General features: G+C 68.5%; 20 protein-coding genes. 8 read left to right on the top strand and 12 right to left on the bottom strand.

The genetic code is table 11. From position 1 onward, the window contains the following. The first annotated feature begins 12 nt into the window (after positions 1-12). Positions 13-570, top strand: a complete 558-nt coding sequence (locus V5F63_RS13525; RefSeq protein WP_209489678.1) for an HNH endonuclease — start codon at positions 13-15, stop codon at positions 568-570. 7 nt (positions 571-577) lie between these two features. On the opposite strand, the gene V5F63_RS13520 is transcribed toward V5F63_RS13525, so the two are convergent. Continuing rightward, positions 578-1,066, bottom strand: coding sequence for a disulfide bond formation protein B (locus V5F63_RS13520; RefSeq protein WP_394102377.1), 489 nt, complete (start codon positions 1,064-1,066; stop codon positions 578-580). 338 nt (positions 1,067-1,404) lie between these two features. On the opposite strand from V5F63_RS13520, the gene irrA reads away from it, so the two are divergent. Beyond that, positions 1,405-1,890: an iron response transcriptional regulator IrrA gene (gene irrA / locus V5F63_RS13515; RefSeq protein WP_209490596.1), complete on the top strand. Its 486-nt coding sequence runs from the start codon at positions 1,405-1,407 to the stop codon at positions 1,888-1,890. A 66-nt stretch (positions 1,891-1,956) separates the two neighbouring features. Here irrA and V5F63_RS13510 read toward each other — a convergent pair whose 3' ends face one another. From V5F63_RS13510 to acnA, 3 genes are all read right to left on the bottom strand, one after another. Continuing rightward, positions 1,957-2,328 carry a DUF2794 domain-containing protein gene (locus V5F63_RS13510; protein WP_209489673.1) on the bottom strand — a complete coding sequence of 124 codons (372 nt, stop codon included), beginning with the start codon at positions 2,326-2,328 and terminating at the stop codon, positions 1,957-1,959. Positions 2,329-2,822: 494 nt separating this feature from the next. Further along, positions 2,823-3,554, bottom strand: a complete 732-nt coding sequence (locus V5F63_RS13505) for a DUF1223 domain-containing protein (RefSeq protein WP_394113611.1) — start codon at positions 3,552-3,554, stop codon at positions 2,823-2,825. 189 nt (positions 3,555-3,743) lie between these two features. Further along, on the bottom strand, positions 3,744-6,440 hold the full coding sequence (acnA, locus tag V5F63_RS13500) for an aconitate hydratase AcnA (protein WP_394102379.1): 2,697 nt from the start codon (positions 6,438-6,440) through the stop codon (positions 3,744-3,746). A gap of 176 nt (positions 6,441-6,616) precedes the next feature. On the opposite strand from acnA, the gene ccmA reads away from it, so the two are divergent. Continuing rightward, the gene (ccmA, locus tag V5F63_RS13495; RefSeq protein WP_394102380.1) at positions 6,617-7,240 is read left to right on the top strand and encodes a heme ABC exporter ATP-binding protein CcmA; all 624 of its coding nucleotides are present in this window, start codon (positions 6,617-6,619) and stop codon (positions 7,238-7,240) included. Further along, positions 7,240-7,908 carry a heme exporter protein CcmB gene (gene ccmB, locus V5F63_RS13490; protein ID WP_209490589.1) on the top strand — a complete coding sequence of 223 codons (669 nt, stop codon included), beginning with the start codon at positions 7,240-7,242 and terminating at the stop codon, positions 7,906-7,908. The genes ccmA and ccmB overlap by 1 nt, the downstream gene beginning before the upstream one ends. Positions 7,909-7,914: 6 nt before the next feature. Here ccmB and V5F63_RS13485 read toward each other — a convergent pair whose 3' ends face one another. Further along, complete coding sequence (locus tag V5F63_RS13485; protein ID WP_209489665.1) at positions 7,915-8,271, bottom strand: winged helix-turn-helix domain-containing protein; 357 nt, start codon at positions 8,269-8,271, stop codon at positions 7,915-7,917. A 155-nt stretch (positions 8,272-8,426) separates the two neighbouring features. Between V5F63_RS13485 and murI the strand changes: the two genes are divergently transcribed. After that, on the top strand, positions 8,427-9,323 hold the full coding sequence (gene murI / locus V5F63_RS13480; protein ID WP_209489663.1) for a glutamate racemase: 897 nt from the start codon (positions 8,427-8,429) through the stop codon (positions 9,321-9,323). A gap of 16 nt (positions 9,324-9,339) precedes the next feature. Further along, positions 9,340-10,608 (top strand): lytic murein transglycosylase, encoded by a 1,269-nt coding sequence (locus tag V5F63_RS13475; RefSeq protein WP_209489661.1) that lies wholly within the window; start codon positions 9,340-9,342, stop codon positions 10,606-10,608. A 132-nt stretch (positions 10,609-10,740) separates the two neighbouring features. Here the strand turns inward: V5F63_RS13475 and rpmG are convergent, their stop codons facing one another. From rpmG to rnr, 5 genes are all read right to left on the bottom strand, one after another. Beyond that, positions 10,741-10,908 (bottom strand): 50S ribosomal protein L33, encoded by a 168-nt coding sequence (rpmG, locus tag V5F63_RS13470; RefSeq protein WP_012115832.1) that lies wholly within the window; start codon positions 10,906-10,908, stop codon positions 10,741-10,743. A 164-nt stretch (positions 10,909-11,072) separates the two neighbouring features. Then, positions 11,073-12,248 (bottom strand): MFS transporter, encoded by a 1,176-nt coding sequence (locus V5F63_RS13465; RefSeq protein WP_209489659.1) that lies wholly within the window; start codon positions 12,246-12,248, stop codon positions 11,073-11,075. An 11-nt stretch (positions 12,249-12,259) separates the two neighbouring features. After that, the gene (locus V5F63_RS13460) at positions 12,260-12,994 is read right to left on the bottom strand and encodes an NUDIX hydrolase (RefSeq protein ID WP_209489657.1); all 735 of its coding nucleotides are present in this window, start codon (positions 12,992-12,994) and stop codon (positions 12,260-12,262) included. A gap of 5 nt (positions 12,995-12,999) precedes the next feature. Continuing rightward, positions 13,000-13,542: a DUF983 domain-containing protein gene (locus V5F63_RS13455; RefSeq protein WP_394102381.1), complete on the bottom strand. Its 543-nt coding sequence runs from the start codon at positions 13,540-13,542 to the stop codon at positions 13,000-13,002. A gap of 62 nt (positions 13,543-13,604) precedes the next feature. Continuing rightward, a complete protein-coding gene (gene rnr, locus V5F63_RS13450; protein WP_394102453.1) occupies positions 13,605-15,890 on the bottom strand; it encodes a ribonuclease R in 2,286 nt (761 codons plus the stop codon). A 702-nt stretch (positions 15,891-16,592) separates the two neighbouring features. On the opposite strand from rnr, the gene V5F63_RS13445 reads away from it, so the two are divergent. Beyond that, entirely contained in the window at positions 16,593-17,537 is a 945-nt protein-coding gene (locus tag V5F63_RS13445; protein ID WP_394102382.1) for a hypothetical protein, read from the top strand. 74 nt (positions 17,538-17,611) lie between these two features. After that, complete coding sequence (gene purB / locus V5F63_RS13440; protein ID WP_209489653.1) at positions 17,612-18,919, top strand: adenylosuccinate lyase; 1,308 nt, start codon at positions 17,612-17,614, stop codon at positions 18,917-18,919. A 224-nt stretch (positions 18,920-19,143) separates the two neighbouring features. Here the strand turns inward: purB and V5F63_RS13435 are convergent, their stop codons facing one another. Then, the gene (locus V5F63_RS13435; RefSeq protein WP_394102383.1) at positions 19,144-20,406 is read right to left on the bottom strand and encodes a threonine ammonia-lyase; all 1,263 of its coding nucleotides are present in this window, start codon (positions 20,404-20,406) and stop codon (positions 19,144-19,146) included. Between the two features lie 22 nt (positions 20,407-20,428). Beyond that, on the bottom strand, positions 20,429-21,475 hold the full coding sequence (gene hemB, locus V5F63_RS13430) for a porphobilinogen synthase (protein ID WP_209489649.1): 1,047 nt from the start codon (positions 21,473-21,475) through the stop codon (positions 20,429-20,431). Between the last annotated feature and the right edge of the window lie 20 nt (positions 21,476-21,495).

The raw sequence follows: 21,495 nt of genomic DNA, 5'->3' as shown, positions 1-21,495 counted from the left end.
GGAGGTCGGTCCTTGACCACTGCTTTGTCATCAGGTGCCTGGCCAGCGCTCGTGCTCAACGCGGACTACCGCCCGTTGAGCTATTACCCGCTGTCGGTCTGGAGCTGGCAAGACGCCATCAAGGCTGTCTTCCTCGACCGGGTGAATATCGTCGAATATTACGACAAGGCGGTGCGAAGTCCGGGTTTTGAAATCAGGCTGCCCAGCGTCGTTTCTCTGCGCACCTTCGTGAAGCCGACCCGCCAGCCAGCCTTTACCCGTTTCAACGTCTTCTTGCGTGATCGCTTCTCCTGCCAGTATTGCGGCTCACGCGACGATCTCACGTTCGACCATGTGATCCCGCGCTCGAAGGGCGGCCAGACAACCTGGGAGAACGTGGTCGCGGCCTGCTCCCCCTGCAACCTGCGCAAGGGCGGCCATATGCCGGCGGACGCGGGGATGTGGCCCGCGCAGACGCCCTTCCAGCCTTCCGTGCACGATCTCCACCAGAACGGCAGGCACTTCCCGCCGAACTATCTGCACGAGAGCTGGATGGACTATCTCTACTGGGATACCGAACTCGATCCCTGAGCACCGCTCAGGCCTTGCGACCGGTCGTCGCGCCTGCGAAGCCCACGGCCGCCAGAGCAAGCGCGATCAGCGCGTTCCACCCCGCCATGGACAGCCCGAACATCCGCCACGCCGCTTCGTCGCAGCGCGGCACGCGCGCGCCCTTGAGCGCCGAGAGCACGTTTGTGGTGGCCACCGGCGCGCCAGTGCAGGCCGTCGGGCCCGTCCAGAATTGCCACTCGATGCCGGCGTGATAGACCGCGATCCCGGCGTTGACGAGCATCGCCACGCCCAGCAGCGCCAGGAGCACCCGCGCCGGACCTGAGCGATCGCTGCGGGCAAGGAAGAAGGCGATCAGCCCCAGCGGCACGGCGGCGTAATAGGCAATGCGCTGGTCGAGGCACAGCGGGCAGGGCGCGAGGCCAACTACGAGCTGGAAATACCAGGCCGCCGAAAGAGCCATGACAGAGCCTGCCGCCAGCAGCAGGGACGCGGTTTCCTTCGTGGTCGGATACAAGGCAGGCTCCCTATGCGGTCGGCGGCGCAGCCCCGGCGATAGCTTGGCGGGGGCGCCATTGTCCATGCTCCGAGCGGGGATTGACGCTCATGTGACTGGCGATGACGCAGGGGACGATGGTGTGCCCCTACCTTGGAAATGTTCTTACTCAGGCCCTGCCGTATGGCGCTGCCCTGCAGCATGGGGTATAAATTTGCTAGTCGTCTTCGGAGGCATTCGCATTGCGTTTCCCTCGGCGGCGCATATTTTGGTTTTAGCTAGCGAAGATTGCAGCCGAAATGACCGAGATGCCCCGCGCCCGTACCACCTTCACCACCTCCTTCTCCCAGGGCGGTGACATGCAGGTTGAGCCGGTCCTTCCCGTCGCCCAGCTTCGGGATGTTAACACCGCGCGTCGCACCGGCTGCCCCTTCCACGACGTCCGCGAAATGCTCAAGGAGGTTGGCCTGCGGCCGACCCGTCAGCGCCTTGCCCTCGGCTGGCTTCTGTTTGCCAAGGGCGACCGGCACGTCACTGCGGAAATCCTGCACGAGGAAGCCATCAAGGCGCGCTTCCCGGTGTCGCTGGCGACCGTCTACAACACCTTGCACCAGTTCACGGAAGTGAGCCTGCTGCGCGAGGTGGCCGTGGACGGGTCCAAGACCTATTTCGACACCAACGCCTCCGACCACCACCACTTCTTCGTCGAGGGCCAGAACGACCTCGTCGACATTCCCGCCGCCGATGTGTCGGTGAACCTGCTGCCCGAGCCGCCGGAAGGCTTCGAGGTCGCGCGGGTGGACGTGGTGGTTCGGCTGCGCCGCAAGGGCTCGAACCGCGGCTGATTCGATCTTAGATTTCAGTATGATAGGCCGGGCATTGCCCGGCCTTTTCCATGTCCGGGCTCTGCATCAGATGGTGCGCAGCGGCTTTTCCAGGACCGCCAGCACGCGGGGCAATTCGTGGCCGCGCTTGAGGATGAGGCCGGTCTGCGAGACCACGCTGTACATGCCCTGCTTTCGGGCGAGGCGCGGGTCCTTCTCGATGCGGTAGAGCGGCACATCCATGGACCGCCGATAGATGGCGAAGACGGCCTTGTCGCGTTGAAAATCAATGGCATAGTCGCGCCACTCGCCCTGGGCGACCATGCGGCCGTAGAGGTCGAGGATGCGGTCCAGCTCGCGGCGGTCGAAGGTGACGCGGAGGGGGACGGGCGCGGGCGTGGAGGGCTGAACCGGCGTTCCACCGCGCCGGGGCAGGACTATAGGTTCGATGTCTCCCATCGGGCCTCCTGGTCCTTGTCTGGCGCCGCTTTCCGGCGGGGGTGCCGAAGGCGGACGCGCGTATCGCCTCATGATCCCTCCACCGGCCAACCCTTTCAAGGCCAATCCGTAGCCGGCTGCTCCACATGGTCTGAGCATACTCGAATACCCATCACGCCAACGTCAATGGAATCACAGTGTCGCCGAAATTCGGCCAATCGCATGCCGCGGCGGGGCGCGATCTTTCTTCGCGTAGCAGGGCCGGTTCGTGAGGCGCTCCGGTCTATCCCAGCCCCCCAGCCCCCCGGGGTGCATCCGAACCGGCCAGGCTACGCACCGACTTCAGACCCCCGATGCAGGCCATCCCCAGCGGATGGCCTTTTTTTGGCGCGCGCGAGAGCCCGTTTCCCGAGCCGAATCGACTTGGGAGAATCGGAAGCGATTCAGGTGCGCCGAACCGCGCCGTTCAGGCCGGTTCGATGCTCGTCGGGAGAGTGCCGAGTCGGTCGAGAGGGTCAGTCGAGCGGAAAGAGGGTCGCGCCGACGATCTGGCCGGGGGTGGCCGGGGTGCCCGTCTGCACCATCACCGCCACCGCGTCGCTGCCGTCGCGGTGGATGTCCTTCAGCGGCACCTTGAAGGTGCGGGCGTCCCCCTCCCAACGGGCAACGCGGGTCCAGCCGCGCACCACATTGGCGTAGGTCACGTTGCGACCGCCGTTCTCGCCCCGGCCGATGGAGACCGTCTGGGCGCGGGCGACGGGGCAGGCCCACACCTCGGCGCCATCGGCGATGGTGAGGGACTGGGGCAGGGTGATCTCGATGTCCTCGCCTTCGCGCTTCACCTCCACCGGAAGGGAGAGGCCGCCGGAGGCGCGGGCGGTCATGACGGCGCGCTGCACCGCGGCACGATCGCTGCCTTTGGCGACGATCTGCCCGTCGATGACCATCTGAGGGGTGTAGACCTTCTTGTCCGGCCGCTGCTCGGCATAGGCCTTCTGGCGCAGGGAATGGCCGTGCAGGGCGAGGGTGTCCTTCCAGCCCACATAGTCCCAGTAATCCACCGAGAGGGTGAGCGCGAGCACCTGCGGATCCTTGGCGAGATCGTTCAGCAGTGCGTCGGCGGGCGGGCAGGAGGCGCAGCCCTGGCTCGTGAACAGTTCCACCACCACCTTCGGCTGGGTCTGCGCCAGCGCCGGCGAGGCGGCGAGGGCAAGGACGAGCGCAAGGGTGGAGCGGTTCAACATCATCGGGCGCAATGGGTTGTTGGAATGTGTTTCCGAGATAGCGGACTGGCGCAGCGCACTCCAGTCACAAAGGGGTGCGGGGCGGTATCTTTGAGCCGCCCAAGGCGCCGCTCCCGGCGCGAAAACGCCGGCCCGACAGGCATCGGGCCGGCGTTCATCACGGTTCCGTCAGCGCCCTAAAGCGCCGAACGATCAGGCGGCCAGCGAGCGCAGCACGTAGGGCAGGATGCCGCCGTTGCGGAAGTAATCCAGCTCATCCAGCGTATCGATACGGCAGATCAGCTCGACGTTCTTCACGGTGCCGTCGGCGAACTTGATCTCGGCGGTGAGCGTCTGGCGGGGCTTGAGGTCGCCCTCGATGCCCTTGAGGGTGACGATCTCGTCGCCCTTGATGCCGAGGCTCTGCCAGCTCTCGCCGTCCTTGAACACCAGCGGCACGATGCCCATGCCGACCAGGTTCGAGCGGTGGATGCGCTCGAAGGACTGGGCCACAACGGCGCGCACGCCGAGCAGCTTGGTGCCCTTCGCCGCCCAGTCGCGGGAGGAGCCGGTGCCGTATTCCTTGCCGGCGAACACCACCAGCGGCACGCCCTCGGCACGGTACTGCATGGCCGCGTCGTAGATGGGCAGCTGGGCGCCGTCCGGATAGTGGATGGTGACGCCACCTTCCACGCCGGGCACCATCTGGTTCTTGATGCGGATGTTGGCGAAGGTGCCGCGCATCATCACTTCATGGTTGCCGCGGCGGGTGCCGTACTGGTTGAAGTCCACCGGGCGCACCTGATGGTCGATCAGGTACTTGCCCGCCGGGGACGCCTGCTTGATGGAGCCGGCCGGCGAGATGTGGTCGGTGGTGATGCTGTCGAGGAACAGACCCATGATCCGCGCGTCGATGATGTCCTTCACCGGCTCGGGGGTCTTCTGCATCCCGACGAAATAGGGCGGGTTCTGCACGTAGGTGGAGGCATCCTGCCAGGCGTAGGTCTGGCCGGTGGGCACGGCGATCTTCTGCCAGTGCTCGTCGCCCTTGAAGACGTCGGAATACTTTTCCTTGAACATCTTCTTGGTGACGTTCTCGCGGATGTACTGGGCCACTTCCTTGTTGGAGGGCCAGATGTCCTTGAGATAGACGGGGTTGCCGTCCTTGTCCGTGCCGAGGGGCTCGGTGGTGAGGTCCACCTGCAGCGAGCCGGCGATCGCATAGGCGACCACGAGGGGCGGGGAGGCGAGGTAGTTCGCCTTCACGTCCGGGTTCACGCGGCCTTCGAAGTTGCGGTTGCCGGAGATCACGGCGCCGGCCACGAGGTCGTTGGTGTTGATGGCCTCGGAGATGGCTTCCGGCAGCGGGCCGGAATTGCCGATGCAGGTGGTGCAGCCGAAGCCGACCAGGTTGAAGCCGAGCTTGTCCAGGTCGTCCTGCAGGTCGGCGGCCTTCAGGTAGCCTTCCACCACCTGCGAGCCGGGCGCCAGCGAGGTCTTCACCCACGGCTTGGACCTGAGGCCCTTCTTCACGGCCGCCTTGGCGAGAAGGCCGGCGGCGATGAGCACGGAGGGGTTGGAGGTGTTGGTGCAGGAGGTGATGGCGGCGATCACCACGTCGCCATGGCCGAGCGTGTAGTCGGTGCCGGAGACGGGGACGCGCTTGGCGGCCTCACCGGGCTTCTTGAACTCGCCTTCCAAGGCAGCGAGGAAGCCGGTCTTGCTCTCGGAGAGCAGCACGCGGTCCTGCGGGCGCTTGGGGCCGGCCATGGAGGGCAGCACGGTGTCGAGGTCCAGCTCCAGGGTGTCGGTGAACACCGGGTCCGGAGTGTCCTTCTTGCGCCACATGCCCTGAGCCTTGGAGTACTTCTCCACCAGCTCCACGCGGCTGTCCTTGCGGCCGGTCTCTTCGAGATAGTCGATGGTCTCGCGATCCACCGGGAAGAAGCCGCAGGTGGCGCCGTATTCGGGGGCCATGTTGGCGATGGTGGCGCGGTCGGCGAGGGAGAGGTGCTCCAGGCCGGGGCCGTAGAACTCCACGAACTTGCCCACCACGCCCTTCTTGCGCAGCATCTGCGTGACGGTCAGCACGAGGTCGGTGGCGGTGATGCCCTCGCGCAGCTTGCCGGAGAGCCGGAAGCCGATCACCTCGGGGATGAGCATGGAGATGGGCTGGCCGAGCATGGCCGCCTCGGCCTCGATGCCGCCCACGCCCCAGCCGAGCACGCCAAGGCCGTTCACCATGGTGGTGTGCGAGTCGGTGCCCACCAGCGTGTCGGGATAGGCGACCTCCACCTTCTTGCCGTCGATCTCTTCCTTGCGGGTCCAGACGGTCTGGGCGAGGTATTCGAGGTTGACCTGATGGCAGATGCCGGTGCCGGGCGGGACGACGCGGAAATTGTCGAACGCGTTCTGGCCCCATTTCAGGAAGCGGTAACGCTCCTGATTCTGCTTGTATTCTTCCTCGACATTCTTGCCGAACGCCTTGTTGTCACCGAAGAAGTTTACGATCACTGAGTGATCGATGACGAGATCCACGGGAACCAGCGGGTTGATGCGCTCGGGATCGCCGCCGAGGGCCACCATCGCGTCGCGCATGGCGGCGAGGTCCACCACCGCGGGAACGCCGGTGAAGTCCTGCATCAGCACACGCGCGGGGCGGTAGGCGATTTCCTTTTCCGCCTTGCCGCGATTGTTCACCCAGTCGGCGACGGAGATGACGTCGTCCTTCGTGACGGACCGGCCATCCTCGAAGCGCAGCAGGTTCTCGAGCAGCACCTTCATGGAGAAGGGGAGCGCGGAAATGCCCGGAAGGCCATTCTTCTCCGCCAGCTCGAGATCGTAATAGACGTACTCTTTGTCGTCTACCGTCAGGGTTGTGCGGCACTTGAAGCTGTCGAGGGAGGTCACGGCTGGAAAACTCCGGTTCGATGATCGACCGAAACAGCACCTCCTGCGAGGGTGGAGGTCTTCTCCCCACCACCTTGGACGGCGCGGCTGCGGGCTTTATAGAGCCATTTCAAAGCGCGGTCATGCGATAACAGCGTTGAATGTGCAATGCACCAAAAGGCAGGGGTCGGCAACGCATGACTGTCAAGGCGCTGGTAGGGGATAACCTGTCCTGCCGAAGAGGATTCCGGCTCCTGTTCGAGGGGCTCGCCGTTTCGGCTGAGGCCGGCCGCGCGCTGGTGGTGGTCGGGCCGAACGGCGCCGGCAAATCCTCGCTGCTGCGAATCCTCGCGGGGCTGCTGGCGCCCACCGCTGGCACCGTGCGTCTGGATGACGGCTCTTCGGGGGGCGGGGAGAACGTGGGCGAGCAGATCCATTATCTCGGGCATGACGATGCGGTGAAGGGTGCGCTCACGGTCGCCGCCAACCTCGCCTTCTGGCGCACCGTGCTCGGCGGCGGCGGTCTCGCGGTGGAGGAGGCGCTGGAGGAGGTGGGCCTCGGCGGCCTCGGGCGGCTGCGCGCGCAGGTGCTCTCCGCCGGCCAGAAGCGCCGCCTCGCCATCGCCCGCCTGCTGGTGGCGAAGCGGCCGATCTGGGTGCTGGACGAGCCGACCACCGCGCTGGACGTGAAGGCGCAGGCCCGCTTCGCCGCCTTCGGCCGCGCGCATCTGGCCGACGGCGGCCTGCTCATCGCCGCCACCCACGCGCCGCTCGACCTCGGCGAGACGGACGAACTGCGGCTGGGAGGGGTGGGAGCATGATCGCCGCCTTCCTTGCCATCGTGCGCCGGGATCTGGCGCTGTCGCTGGGCTCCGGCGGGGGCGCGGGGCTGGGGGTGGTGTTCTTCCTCTCCGTGGTGACGGTGGTGCCGTTCGCGGTGGGGCCGGACCTCGTGCTGCTGGCGCGGATCGGCCCGGCGATCCTGTGGATCGGCGCGCTGCTCGCGAGCCTTATCGGGCTGGAGCGCCTGTTCGCCGCCGATGCGGAGGACGGCTCCCTCGATGCGCTCACCCTCTCCGCGCTGCCGCTGGAACTCACCGCCGCCGCCAAGGGCCTCGCCCACTGGCTCGCCACCGGCCTGCCCCTGGTGCTCGCTGCGCCGGTGCTGGCGCTGATGCTGAATCTTGAGCCCGCCGCCATCGGCGCGGTCGTGCTCACTTTGCTGGTGGGCACGCCCGCCGTGACCTTCCTCGGTCTCATCGGCGCGGCCTTCGCCGGGGCGTTCCGGCGGGGTGGGCTCTTGATCGCGGTGCTGGTGATCCCGCTTACCATCCCGGTGCTGATCTTCGCCGTCTCCGCGACGCAGGCGGCGGTGACGGGGCCGGTGCCGTTCGGCACGCCGTTCCGGGTGCTGGCGGGTCTGGCTCTGTTCGCGCTGGTGCTGGGGCCGGTGGCGGCCGCGGCGGCGCTCAGGGCGGCACGGAGTTAGGAAAGACTACTCGGCGGCGGTGGGCGTGGCGGCGAGTTCCGCCTCCAGCTCGGCCACGGCCGCGCGGGTGGCGGCATCGGCGGCCTGTTCGATGGTGCGGTAGTTCGCGACGACGCACGCACCCAGCGCGGTGAGCGCGGTGCCGCCGCCGTGCCTGCCGCCGGAGCGGGCCGAGACGAGCGGGGAGGGGAACAGCGCGTTCAGTTCCTCCACCAGCTCCCACGCCCGGCGATAGGACATGTCCATCTCGCGCCCCGCCGCCGAGATGGAGCCGAGGGCGGCGATCTTCTCCAGAAGCTCGATCTTGCCGGGGCCGAGCCGGCCGCCGGGGGCAAGATCGATTCGCACGCTCAGCGACGCCATGGACCCTCGCACGCTGTATACGCCGCGCGCAGCTTAACAAATGGCGGGCCGCCTTGTCGCCGGTCCATGGCCGTGGAGGAGGAAGCCGACCCCGCGCTCACCCTTCCTTTACGATGCGCCCGTCACAATCTCGCCTGCGCCATTGAGGATAAGCCATGGCACACGCTGCCATCGAGAGTTCCGCCGTGACCTCCCTCGCCGCCCAATTGCCCGCGACCGCGTCCCTGCCGGATGTCGCGCCGACCATTCTCGTGTTCGATTCGGGGGTGGGCGGCCTCACCGTCTTCCGGGAGGTGGCGAAGGCCCGGCCGGACGCGCGGCTCGTCTATGCGGCGGACGACGCGGCCTTTCCCTATGGCGCGCTCCCCGACGACGTGATGCTGGAGCGGGTCGGCCACGTGGTGGACCGGCTGATCGCGGACGTTGCGCCCGATCTCGTCATCATCGCCTGCAACACCATTTCCACGCTGGCGCTGCCGAGCCTGCGCGCGCGCCATCAACTGCCCTTCATCGGCACCGTGCCGGCCATCAAGCCGGCGTGCATCGCCTCCCGCACCAAGCGGGTGAGCGTGCTCGCCACGCCCGGTACCGTGCGGCGGGACTATACGGCCGGCCTCGTGCGCGAGTTCGCGCAGGGGTGCGACGTGGCCCTCGTGCCCAGCGACCGGCTCGCGGGCCTCGCCGAGGCGGCCATGGCCGGCGATCCGGTGGACGACGCGGACATCGCCGCCGAAATCGCGCCCTGCTTCGTCTCCGCCGACGGCCGGCGCACCGACACCGTGGTGCTCGCCTGCACCCATTATCCGCTGCTGGTGGATCGCTTCGAGCGCCTCGCGCCGTGGCCCGTCACCTGGATGGACCCGGCGCCCGCCATCGCCCGGCGGGTGACGCAGCTCATCGGCCCGGCGGCGGCCCTGCCCGATACGGCGCCCGTGCGCCTCATCTCCACGCTCAGGCCGTTCGAGCCGGAGCGTGTCACCGCCATCGTCGGCCGCACCGTGGCCGATCCCGAAGTGCTGGCCTCCGCCCGTCCCTTCACCTCCTCTAGCTGACCTGACCGGGAGAGACATGACCGACGACCGATCCCGCCTTCTCATCGGCCGCCGCGCCTTCACCCTCTCTCTCGCGGGGAGCGCCTTTCTCGCCGGCTCGGGTCTTCTGGCCCCGCCCGTCTTCGCCCAGCAGGCGGCGCAGTCCTTCCCCAAATGGGTCGAGACCTTCCGTGCCCGGGCGCGCGCCCGCGGCGTCTCCGATGCCACCTACAACAGGGTGTTCAGCGGCCTGAAGCCGGACACCTCGGTGTATGAGCAGGACCGCAACCAGGCGGAATTCACCGAGCAGTCCTGGCAGTATCTCAACCGCCGCGTCTCCGACTGGCGCATCGCCACCGGCAAGCAGAAGGCGAAGCAGTATTCCGCTTTGTTCGACCGCATCGAGCAGGCGTTCGGCGTCGATCGCCGCGTGATGCTCGGCTATTGGGGCATGGAAAGCGCCTATGGCGAGGTGCTCTCCAATCCGACGCACATGAAGCCCGTCTTCAATTCGCTGGCGGCGCTGGCGTGGGGCGATGCGCGGCGGCGGAAATACTGGGAGGCGGAGCTTCTCAACGCTTTGGTCATCGTCGAGCGCGGCTGGGGCACGCCGCAGGAGATGACCGGCTCGTGGGCCGGCGCCATGGGCCACACCCAGTGGATGCCCGAGGTGTGGCTCAACATGGGCGTGGATTTCGACGGCGACGGCCGCATCTCGCCCTTCGGCAAGCCGGACGACGCCCTCGCCGGCACGGCCAACTACCTGGTGAAGCGCGGCAAGTATCGGCGCGGCGAGCCGTGGGGCTTCGAGGCCAAGCTGCCGGGCAATTTCAATTCCGACCTCGCCGACAACAAGACGCGCCGGCCGCTGTCGCAATGGAGCGAACTCGGCATCACCACCATCGAAGGGCAGTCGCTCTCGGCCTATGATGAGCCGGCGCGGCTCTGGCTGCCGGGCGGGCCCGGCGGGCCGGCGCTGCTGCTGCTCCACAATTTCTATGCGGTGCGCTCCTACAACCCCTCGTCCAACTACGCGCTGGCGGTGGTGCATCTGGGCGACCGGGTGATGGGGGAGGGGCCGTTCGTCGCCTCCTGGCCCGGTGGGGAGCGGGCGCTGACGCTGGCGGAAATCCAGGAGCTCCAGCAGCGACTCACGGCGGCCGGCTTCAGCACCGGCGGCACCGATGGGCGCGTGGGCGGCGATACCATGCGCGCCGTGCGGGCTTTCCAGCAGAAGGCGGGAATCACCCCGGCGGACGGCTACGCCTCCCTCGCGGTGCTGAACGCCTTGCGGCAAGGACGGTAGGGGCTGGGGCCGCAGGGTCATAGCCCGGCCGCGGCCACAAAAAGAAAAGGGCACCCGGAGGGCGCCCTATCCAGTCACGATGAACCTGAGATTGTAGCCCGCGCAGCGCCGTTGTCCAGCGCCGCAGCGGAATCACTTGATCTTGGTCTCGCGGAACTCGACGTGCTTGCGCACCACCGGGTCGTACTTCTTGAGCACGATCTTGTCGGTCTTGGTGCGGGAGTTCTTCTTGGTGACGTAGAACACGCCCGTGTCCGCCGAGGACAGGAGCTTGATCTTGATGGTAGCAGCCTTGGCCATGTCTTGATCCCTGGGTGCCGCGTGCGGCGTGCGACCGTCTGGTTTTTGCAAACCGTGAGGTGGCGAAAAGAAGAACGGACGCGCTGCCGGTCTCCGGCGGCTCGTGGGCGCGGAACCTCTCTCAATGCGCCCCCAATGTCAAGCGCGGGGGCTTTGAGACGGCCTCACGCGGCCCGCCGGCCCCGCGTCATCAGCCGCCCGGCGACGATGGCGGCATAGACGGCCAGCATGGTGAAGATGACGAAGGCGAAGCCATACGGGTTGTAGAGGTCCATGCCGGCGCCGGCGAGCGGCGGGCCGGCGATGAGGCCCACGGAATAGAGCATCACGAACGCCGCATTGGCCGCCGCGAGGTCCGCGCCGTGGAATCGCTCCCCCAGATGCGCGAGGCCCACGGTGTAGAGCGAGCCCACCACGCCCGTGGCGAGGAAGATCATCGCCAGGAACCACGGGCTCGATACCGGAACGAACGGCAGTGTGAAGGCCCCCGCCGCGCCCGCCAGCGAGCAGCAGAGCAGCAGAAGCCGCCGGTCCACCTTGTCCGAGATGAGGCCGATGGGGATCTGGAATGCGACGTTGCCCAAGACCGCCGCCGTCAGCAGCAGTGCCGCGCTGGTCTCCGAGAGGCCGAGGCGCAGGCCGTAGAGCGGCAGGAAGGTCATCACCGCCGTCTCGATGGCGCCGAACACCAGCGCCGCCAGCACGGCGGAGGGCGAGCGGCGCACGAAGGTGAGCACGCCGTGGTGGCTGTCGTCATGGATGCGGGGGGTGATTCCCCGCGCCAGCAGGATCGGGATGGCGCCCAGCAGCAGCACCACCGCGCCGGCGAGGTATGGCTCCCACCCCGAGGCGCCGAGCACGCTGAGGATGGTCGGCCCCAGCGCCGCGCCCAGCGAGAGCGCGGTGGCATAGATGCCCATGATGAGACCGCGCCGGTTGGGCGGGGCCAGGGCGTTGATCCAGAATTCCGAGACGGCGAACAGGATGCACAGCGCCGCGCCGAAGGCGAAGCGCAGCGGGAACCACATGAGGAAGGACGGCGCCGCCTTGAAGCCCACGAGGCTCGCGGAGGCCAGAACGATAGCCCCCACCAGCAGCGCCCTCAGCCCAAGCTTGCGCACCAGCAGCGGCACGAACGGCGCGGTGAAGATGGTGGCGATGCCGGCCACCGCCGTGTTGATGCCGATCCACTTGCTGGTCACGCCGCGCGATTCCAGCTCCAGCGCCAAAAGGGGAATGGACAGGCTGATGCCGACGCCCACGACCGTGATGGCGGAGATGGCGGCCGCGATGGAGGCCGTCCGGCTCATGTGGCCGAGGGACCCGTGGGGTGCATGCATCGCGTTCGGCTTCAATCCAGGAGGGTACGGACGAAGCGTCCGCGGACCATGGCGTAGGAGGGCACCGGCAGGCGCAGGCCGAACCCGGCGTCGATGCGGGCGGCCAGTTCTTCCAGCACCACGCGGGTGATGGTGGGAAGCTCCTGCTTCTCCGTCTCCGCGAAGGTGAGCCAGGCGAGGTCGATGAGTTCCGATTCCTCGCCCACGAGCCCCTTCACCTCGTCGCACACGGCCGAGGCGTCGGCGGCGAAGAAGCGGGTGTCGAAGCGGCGCGGGCGGCGGGGCGGCGTGATGGCGCGGGCGACGAAAGTGAGGGCGCTCAGATCGGGGAACACCCCGCGCTCCTCGAAGGCGCGCCAGTCGTCGCCGGGGGATTCGGGAGCGCCGCAGTCCTTGGTGCCGACGAGGAGGCCGGTCTCCTCATACATCTCGCGGATGGCGGCGGCGGCGAGGCCGCGCGCCCGGCCGAGGCTCGGGCGCTGGACATGGGCCATCAGCCGGCGCTCGCTGTCCGGATCGAGGCAGCCAAAGACCGGCATGGCCTTGTCCGCCTTCTCCAGCCGGCCGCCGGGAAACACGAAGACGCCCGGCAGGAACTTGAGCTTGGGGTGCCGCCGACCCATCAGCACGCGCGGCTTCCTGCCCTTGCGGTCGATGAGGATGAGGGTCGCGGCGTCGCTCGGGCGCACGTTGGGAGACGCCTGAAGGCGCTCGGCTTCGGTCAGGCGGGTGGCGAAATCGGTCATGGGTCTCAACGGGTCGGGCGGACGGCGCGGATGACGGGGCGGACGGCGCCTTCGGGCGGTGCCTCCCGCTCCTCGCTGCGGGAATCGAAGCCGTGCATGCGCAGCGCCCACTGGAGATTGACCAGCATCCCCTTCAGCGGCGGCAGCAGCACGAGGCTGAGCCCGAGGGTCAGCGGCAGCCAGAGGGAGAGGTGCACCCACACCTCCGGCCGGTACAATTCCTCCACCAGCACCATGAGCGGCACCACGATGTGGCCGACCACGAAGATCACCGCATAGGGCGGCGCGTCGTCGGCGCGGTGGTGGTACAGCTCCTCGCCGCAGGTGGCGCAGAAGGGCGCAACCTTCAGGTAGCTGGAAAACATGCTGCCGGCGCCGCAGGCGGGGCACAGGCAGCGGGCGCCGCGCATCAGCGCGCCGGGCACCTCCCGGCGGGGCGGGGGCAGCTCGAAGGCGCCGCCGGTGGGCGTGCCCGCAGCAGGACCCGTCGCCGCCTCTTCCGGCTGCGCCAGCTTCTGGGTCACGGTCATGCCGGTCGGCGTGGTCACGGTCCTGAACCTCTCGGTCGCCCCTGAGGAGCACGTCTCAAACGTTTGCGCGGCCGGGCGCCTCAGCGCCCGCCGCGGCCGGGTTTCGCTTTCCCGGAGCCTGCCTTACCGGGTTTCGCCCGGCCCGGCATGGATTTGCCCGGCCTTCCCGCGAAACCCGACGGCGCGCCACGGCGCTGCGGTCCGCCGCGCGGACCCTTTACATAGGAGCCTTCGCTCAGAAGCTCAAACCGGAGCGCGCCGGCCACCGGCGCGGCCTCCACCAGCTTGACCTCCACCCGGTCGCCGATGCGGTGCATCTCGCCGGTGCGGTCCCCCACCAGCGCCTGCCGCACTTCGTCGTAGCGGTAATAGTCCTGGCCCAGGGTGGAAGCGGGAATGAAGCCGTCCGCCCCGGTGATGTCGAGCGCGACGAAGAGTCCCGCCTTGGTCGCACCGGTGATGCGGGCATTGAAGGTGGCGCCGATCTGGTCGGCGAGATGATGGGCGATGAGCCGGTCCACCGTCTCACGCTCCGCCGCCATGGCGCGACGTTCCGTAACGGAAATCGCCGCCGCCACCTCGCCGAGGCTTTCGACGGTAGCGTCTTCCGGCAGCCCGTCCTTGCCCACGCCCAGCGCCCGCACCAGGCCACGATGGACGATGAGGTCCGCATAGCGGCGGATGGGCGAGGTGAAATGCGCGTAGCGGCGCAGATTCAGGCCGAAATGGCCGTAGTTCTCCGAAGCGTATTCCGCCTGGCTCTGGCTGCGCAGGATCACCTGATTGACCAGCGGGGCGGCGTCCGTGTCCTTCACCTCGTCCAGGATGCGGTTGAAGTGGGAGGGGCGCACCTGGTCCGTCTTCGGCAGGCCGATGTCCAGCGTCTTCAGGAAGTCGCGCAGGGCCGAGAGCTTGGCCAAGGTCGGGCCGTCATGGACGCGGTAGATGAGGGGAGTCTTCTTCTCCTCCAGCGTCTCGGCGGCGGCGACGTTGGCGAGGATCATGAATTCCTCGATCAGCCGATGGGCGTCGAGCCGCTCGGGCACGATCACCCGGTCCACCGTGCCGTCGGGCTTCAGAATGATCTTGCGCTCGGGCAGATCGAGGTCGAGGGGCTGGCGGGCGTCGCGCGCCTTTTTCACGCAGGCATAGGCGGCATAGAGGGGCTTGAGCACGCCCTCCACCAGCAGATCGGTGATGTCGTCGGTGCGGCCCTCGATGGCGTTCTGCGCCTGCGCATAGGCGAGCTTGCCGGCCGAGCGCATGAGGATGCGGTGGAAACTGTGGCTGCGCTTCCTCCCATCCGCACCGATGACGAGCCGCACCGCCAGCGCCGGCCGGTCCTCGTCGGGGCGCAGGGAGCACAAATCGTTGGAGATGCGCTCCGGCAGCATGGGCACGACGCGATCGGGGAAATAGACCGAGTTGCCGCGGATCAGCGCCTCGCGGTCCAGCGCCGTGCCGGGACGCACATAGGCGGACACATCGGCGATGGCGACTGTGACGATGAAGCCGCCGTCCTCGTCCGCCGCTGCGTGCACGGCGTCGTCATGGTCCTTGGCGTCGGGCGGGTCGATGGTGACGAGGGGCAGATCGCGCCAGTCCTCGCGGCCGCGCACGGTGATCTTCTTCGCCGCCTCGGCTTCCTTCACCACCACGTCCGGGAAGGCGTTGGGGATGCCGTGGGCGTGGATGGCGATGAGGCTCACCGCCTTCTCGGACTTGAGCGAGCCGAGCCGCTCCTTCACCCGCGCCGTGGGCAGGCCGAACACGCGCTGGCGCATCAGTTCGACGGTGACGAGATCGCCGTCCTCGGCCTCCTGCTCGGCGCCGGGGGGCACCTGCAGTTCACGCCCGAGCTGCTTCTTGTCGATGGGGATGATGCGCCCGCCGCCCCCCTGAGGCGCGGCGCGGAAGATGCCCATGGTCTGCTTGCGGGCCTTCTCCAGCACCTTGATGACGCGGCCGACATGGGGCACCGCATGCTCGATGGAGCCTTCCACGATGCGCAGCAGCACCCGGTCCGACAGGCCCGGCGCCGGCCCGGAGGCGCGGCGCGGTACCTGGACGAGAATATGCGGCGCCTCGCCCTGGGCCTCCGTGTCCCATTCCACCGGGATGGCGATCAGCTCGCCGTCGCCGTCGCGGGAGACGATATCGGCCAGCACCACCGCCGGCAGCGCGCCCGGCACGTGCAGGCGGCGCCGCTCGCGGCTCACCGTGCCTTCCTCGGAGAGGTCGCGCAGGAGCTGCTTCAATTCCACCTTCTGCGCCGCCGAGAGGCCGAAGGCGCGGGCGATCTCGCGCTTTCCCACCTCGCCGTTCTGGGAGGCGATGAAGGCCAGCACCTGCGCCTTGGTCGGCATCTCCCCGGTGGCCAGCGGGGCGACGGCGAGCGCCGCCGCCTCATGCGCGGCCGCCGCCTGCTTGCGCGCGGCACGGGATTTCGTCGCGCGCACCGGCTTGGCGGGGGCGCCGTCCTTGCTGGAATGGCGGGTGGGCGGCTTGGTGGGGCGCTTGGTGGGTGGCTTGGGCAATGGGTCTTTCCGGTTTCATCCGGACGCTACCCGGAACAAGCGCCTGCCGCCAGTGGCCGTTCCTTCGCGCTGCCGTCGTCCTCCGACGTGACCGGAGGGCCCATCGCTGGGCTGGAGCGGGCGTCCGAACATGGGGCAAACGGCGAAATGGGTCCTCCGATCACGTCGGAGGACGACGGTGGCGGGTTTGCCTCGGCACTCGCGCAGCAGGGGCTCGCGCGGTGCTGGCCGCTCGTCCTCCCCTCTCCCCTCGCGGGAGAGGGGCCGGGGGTGAGGGGGCTGGTTCTTCCCGGCGTCGGGGCGAGGGGAGACATACCCCTCACCCCATCCCTCTCCCAACCGAACGCGGCTGTTGCCGAGTTCGGCTCGCGAAGGCCGAAGTCGGCAACAGCCGACTTCGGGGGGAGAGGGAGCCCGCCGGTTCTGGTCCATCACCATGGGTGACACGTCCGTGGCTTCCCTTGGATACCGGCAGAGGCTAGAAAGCCGCGTGTCGAACACGATCCCCCTATCCCCCCCAAGATCCGCCTCATGAGCCCCGGCTTTCTTCTCGCGTGGCTCGGACGGCGGAGCGCGCCGGCGGTGGCGGTGAGCGTGTTCATCGGGCTGGCGCTGCCGCCCTTCGCGGCGCTGGCGAAGCCGCTGGTGGTGCCGACCATCCTGGCGCTGCTGGTGCTGGCCTTCGTGCGCACCTCCATGGCCGGCGCCTTCACCGCGCGCCGCGCGGGCATCGCATTGCTGGCCTGCGGCTGGGTGATGCTCGCCTTGCCGCTCATGATGGGGCTGGCGACGCGGCTTCTGGGCGAGCCCAACGCCATCGTCCTCGCCCTCATCATGCAGGCCTCGGCGCCGCCCATCATGTCGGCCCCCGCCTTCGCGGCGCTGCTGGGGCTCGATGCGCGGCTGGTACTGGTGACCATGCTCGGCGGCATGGCGCTGACGCCGCTCACCGCGCCCGGGCTGGTGTTCCACTTCTCCGGCGGCGCGCTGGCGCTCGATCCGCTGGCGCTGGCGCTCAGGCTCGCCGCGGTGGTGGGCGGCACCATGGGGGCGGGCCTCCTCATCCGCCGGCTGATGGGGTTGAAGCGCGTCGAGGCCGTCTCCGCCCATCTCGACGGGCTGAACGTGGTGCTGCTCGGCCTACTCGCCGTGGGGCTGATGGATGGCGTGACATACGCCTTCCTCGATCAGCCGGGCTTCATGGCGGGGCTGGTCGCCTTGGCCTTCCTCGTCTCGCTGCTGGGTTTTGGCGCCACCGCGCTGCTCTTCCGCGCCGTCGATCCGGGCGATGCGATGATGCTGGGCTTCTGCGGCGGCCACCGCAACATGGCGGTGGTGATCGCCGCCACCGGCGCCGTCCTGCCGCACGAGACCTGGCTTTACGTAGCGGCAGCACAATTCCCCATCTACCTGCTGCCGGTGGTGATGCTGCCGCTGGCGCGCCGCGTCAGCGCCGCCGGCCGCCGCAAGGCGTGAGCCGCGCCGCTACCCCCGGCCGCCCGCATCTGCTAGACGAGCCGCCTGCCTGACATTTTGACGAGCAACGCCCCATGATCCCGCGTTACAGCCGGCCGGAAATGGCCTCCATCTGGTCCCCCGAGGCCCGCTTCCGCATCTGGTTCGAGATCGAGGCCCATGCCGCCGACGCCATGGCCGAGCTTGGCATCGTGCCGAAGGAGGCCGCGGCGAAGATCTGGGAGCTGGGCGGCAAGGCCGAGTTCGACGTGGAGCGCATCGACGCCATCGAGCGCGAGGTGAAGCACGACGTCATCGCCTTCCTCACCCATCTCGCCGAGTTCGTGGGGCCGGAAGCGCGCTTCGTTCATCAGGGCATGACGTCATCGGACGTGCTGGATACCTGCCTCGCCGTGCAGCTCGCCCGCGCTGCCGACCTGCTGATCGCCGACGTGGACAAGCTGCTTGCGGTGCTGGAGCGCCGGGCGTTCGAGTTCAAGCTGACGCCCACGGTCGGCCGCTCCCACGGCATCCATGCCGAGCCCACCACCTTCGGCGTGAAGCTCGCCATCGCCGCGGCCGAGTTCCAGCGCTCGCGCGCCCGCCTCGTGGCGGCGCGGGAGGAGATCGCCACCTGCGCCATCTCCGGCGCGGTGGGCACCTTCGCCCATATCGATCCGGCGGTTGAGGCCCATGTGGCGGAGAAGATGGGGCTGAAGGTGGAGACCGTCTCCACCCAGGTGATCCCGCGCGACCGGCACGCCATGTTCTTCGCGGTGCTCGGCGTGGTCGCCTCCTCGGTTGAACGGCTGGCCACCGAGGTGCGGCATCTCCAGCGCACCGAGGTGCTGGAGGCGGAGGAGTATTTCTCCCCGGAGCAGAAGGGCTCCTCGGCCATGCCGCACAAGCGCAACCCGGTGCTCACCGAGAACCTCACCGGCCTTGCCCGCATGGTGCGCGCCTATGTGACCCCGGCGCTGGAGAATGTGGCCCTGTGGCACGAGCGGGACATCTCCCACTCGTCCGTCGAGCGCATGATCGGCCCCGATGCCACCGTGACTTTGGACTTCGCCTTGTCGCGCCTCACCGGCGTGATGGACAAGCTCGTCGTCCATACCGACAACATGCAGAAGAACATGGACAAGCTGGGTGGCCTCATCCACTCCCAGCGCGTCCTCCTCGCCCTCACCCAGAAGGGCGCCAGCCGCGAGGACAGCTATCGCCTCGTCCAGCGCAACGCCATGCGCGTCTGGCGCGGCGAGGGCGACTTCCGCACCTTCCTTCTGGAAGACGCCGACGTGCGGAAGTACCTGTCCGAGGAGGACATCAACGAGAAGTTCGACCTCGGCTACCACTTCAAGAACGTGGACAACATCTTCAAGCGGGTGTTCGGGCGGGCGTGAGGTCATGCCTCTGTGCCCCGGACAAGCGACGGCGAAGCCGGAGCGCTGATCCGGGGCCCAGCGCAAGACTTCCGCGCAGCGGTCTAACTCCAAGGGTGGTCAGGTTCGGAAGCGCCTTCGGCGAACCCTTGCGCTGGGCCCCGGCTCGCATTCCGCTCCGCTGCATGCGTCCGGGGCGCGAGGCTGGCTCCAAGGACGAGCGGCGGCTAGACGGAGCGGCACCCCTACCAGTCCGCGCCACCCGCCCCCAGCCGTTGCACCGGCAGCCCTTCGCCTTCCAGCGCGGTCTGGATCAGCTCCGCGTGCGCCTGGTCGCGCGTTTCCACCGTCAGGTCGAGGCGGGTGCCCTTGGCGGGGACGTCGAGGAAGGTGCGGCGGTGGTGCACCTCAAGGATGTTGGCGCCGAGCTTGCCGAGCAGGGTGGCGATGCGCCCCAGCATGCCCGGCCGGTCGAGGATGGTCAGGCGGAAGGAGACGATGCGCTCTTCCCGCTCCAGCTCGCGCAGCAGGATGCCGGCGATCATGCGCGGGTCGATGTTGCCGCCGGAGACGACGAGGCCCACCGTCTTGCCGCGGAATCGTTCCGGCTCGGCGATGAGGGCAGCGAGGCCCGCGGCGCCGGCGCCTTCGGCCAGCGTCTTCTGGTGCATGAGGAAGGCGTTCACCGCCCGCTCCAGCGCCGTCTCGTCCACCAGCACCACATGGGGCACAAGGCGCCGCACGATCTGCGCGGTGATCTCGCCCACATTGCGCACGGCGATGCCCTCGGCCAGCGTCGGGCCGCCGCACGGGCGAGCCTCGCCGGTCATGGCGGTCCACATGGCGGGATAGAGCTGGGTCTCGACGCCCACCACCTGCGTGGCCGGCGAGCGGCCGGCGAAGGCCACCGCCATGCCGGCGATGAGCCCGCCGCCGCCGATGGGCACCAGCACGGCGTCGAAGGCCGGCCCGTCCTCGATCATCTCCAGCGCCACGGAGCCCTGGCCGGCGATCACGTCCACATCGTCATAGGGGTGGACGAAGACGCGGCCCTGCGCCTTGGAGATGCGCTCGGCCTCCTCATAGGCATCCGCGACGGTCTCGCCGAACAGCACCACCTCGGCGCCGAACGACTCGGTGGCGGCCACCTTCACCTGCGGCGTCGTTTCCGGCATCACGATGAGGGTGGAGATGCCGAGCCGGGTGCCGTGATAGGCTACCGCCTGCGCATGGTTGCCCGCCGACATGGCGACGACACCGCGCCGTGCCTCCTCGGGCGTGAGGCGCGAGAGCTTCACCAGCGCGCCGCGCTCCTTGAAGGAGGCGGTGGCCTGAAGGTTCTCGTACTTCACATAGACATCGGCGCCGGTGAAGGCGGAGAGGCGCGGGGCGCGCAGGGTCGGCGTGCGCAGCACGGAGGCGCGGACCAGCGGCCACGCCCCCTCCACGTCCGCGAGGGTGACGGGTAAGTCCTGTTCGAATTCCAGCGCCGTCGCGGGCACGGTCATCAGTCTTCTCCCGCGAGGAGCCTCAGCCCCGCTCGGCCAGGGCCTGCGCCACACGCGGCGCGAAATAGGTGAGGATGCCGTCCGCGCCGGCGCGCTTGAAGGCGAGCAGGCTCTCCGGGACGATGCGGTCGCCGTCCACCCAGCCGTTGCGGATGGCGCCCTCGATCATCGCGTACTCGCCGGACACCTGATAGGCGAAGGTGGGCAGGCCGAAGGCCTCCTTCAGCCGCCACACGATGTCGAGATAGGGCAGGCCGGGCTTCACCATGAGCATGTCCGCGCCTTCCTCCACGTCGAGGGCGGCCTCGCGGATGGCTTCGAGGCCATTGCCGGGGTCCATCTGGTACGTGCGCTTGTCGCCCGACAGGGTCTTGGCGGTGCCGATGGCGTCGCGGAACGGGCCGTAGAAGGCGGAGGCATACTTCGCCGCATAGGACATGATCTGCACGTCCTCGAAGCCGTTGGCGTCGAGCCCGGCGCGGATGGCGCCGACGCGGCCGTCCATCATGTCGGACGGGGCGATGACGTCGGCGCCGGCCTCGGCCTGCACCAGCGCCTGACGCACGAGGAGTTCCACCGTCTCGTCATTGAGGATGCGGCCATCTTCCAGCAGGCCGTCATGGCCATGGCTGGTGAAGGGGTCGAGGGCCACGTCGGTGATGAGGCCGAGGTTGGGAATCTCGGCCTTGATGGCGCGGAGCGTCTGGCAGACGAGGTTGTTGTCGTTCAGCGCCTCGCTGCCGGTGGGGTCGCGGCGGGCGGGGTCGATATAAGGGAAGATGGCGAGGGCGGGGATCTTCAGCTTCGCCGCGCTCTCGGCCGCGCGCACCGCCTCGTCCACCGTCAGGCGCTCGACGCCGGGCATGGAGGGGATGGGGGTGCGCGTGGCCGCGCCGTTCATCACGAAGATCGGCCAGATCAAATCGTCCACCGTCAGCGTCGCCTCGCGCACCAGCCGGCGCGACCAGTCCGTCTTCCGGTTCCGCCGGGGGCGGTGGACGAGACCCAGCCGGCTGGCGGCGGCCTCGGCTTCGGAAACGGCATGCAGGCGGGGCTTGGAGAGGGGCATGATGCGCTCGTTCTTCGTTC

Source organism: Xanthobacter wiegelii (assembly GCF_043193855.2).
GTDB classification, from domain to species: domain Bacteria; phylum Pseudomonadota; class Alphaproteobacteria; order Rhizobiales; family Xanthobacteraceae; genus Xanthobacter; species Xanthobacter flavus_A.
Note: the sequence above shows the minus strand (reverse complement) of the source record. Positions and strands in the feature narration are given on the sequence as shown.

Excerpts from the sequence above, each read along its gene's own strand:
- irrA (WP_209490596.1), top strand. The coding sequence starts at position 1,405 with ATGCAGGTTGAGCCGGTCCTTCCCGTCGCCCAGCTTCGGGATGTTAAC.
- V5F63_RS13510 (WP_209489673.1), bottom strand. The coding sequence starts at position 2,328 with ATGGGAGACATCGAACCTATAGTCCTGCCCCGGCGCGGTGGAACGCCG.
- V5F63_RS13505 (WP_394113611.1), bottom strand. The coding sequence starts at position 3,554 with ATGATGTTGAACCGCTCCACCCTTGCGCTCGTCCTTGCCCTCGCCGCC.
- ccmA (WP_394102380.1), top strand. The coding sequence starts at position 6,617 with ATGACTGTCAAGGCGCTGGTAGGGGATAACCTGTCCTGCCGAAGAGGA.
- V5F63_RS13485 (WP_209489665.1), bottom strand. The coding sequence starts at position 8,271 with ATGGCGTCGCTGAGCGTGCGAATCGATCTTGCCCCCGGCGGCCGGCTC.
- murI (WP_209489663.1), top strand. The coding sequence starts at position 8,427 with ATGGCACACGCTGCCATCGAGAGTTCCGCCGTGACCTCCCTCGCCGCC.
- V5F63_RS13475 (WP_209489661.1), top strand. The coding sequence starts at position 9,340 with ATGACCGACGACCGATCCCGCCTTCTCATCGGCCGCCGCGCCTTCACC.
- rpmG (WP_012115832.1), bottom strand. The coding sequence starts at position 10,908 with ATGGCCAAGGCTGCTACCATCAAGATCAAGCTCCTGTCCTCGGCGGAC.
- V5F63_RS13465 (WP_209489659.1), bottom strand. The coding sequence starts at position 12,248 with ATGCATGCACCCCACGGGTCCCTCGGCCACATGAGCCGGACGGCCTCC.
- V5F63_RS13460 (WP_209489657.1), bottom strand. The coding sequence starts at position 12,994 with ATGACCGATTTCGCCACCCGCCTGACCGAAGCCGAGCGCCTTCAGGCG.
- rnr (WP_394102453.1), bottom strand. The coding sequence starts at position 15,890 with ATGCCGACCAAGGCGCAGGTGCTGGCCTTCATCGCCTCCCAGAACGGC.
- V5F63_RS13445 (WP_394102382.1), top strand. The coding sequence starts at position 16,593 with ATGAGCCCCGGCTTTCTTCTCGCGTGGCTCGGACGGCGGAGCGCGCCG.
- purB (WP_209489653.1), top strand. The coding sequence starts at position 17,612 with ATGATCCCGCGTTACAGCCGGCCGGAAATGGCCTCCATCTGGTCCCCC.
- V5F63_RS13435 (WP_394102383.1), bottom strand. The coding sequence starts at position 20,406 with ATGACCGTGCCCGCGACGGCGCTGGAATTCGAACAGGACTTACCCGTC.
- hemB (WP_209489649.1), bottom strand. The coding sequence starts at position 21,475 with ATGCCCCTCTCCAAGCCCCGCCTGCATGCCGTTTCCGAAGCCGAGGCC.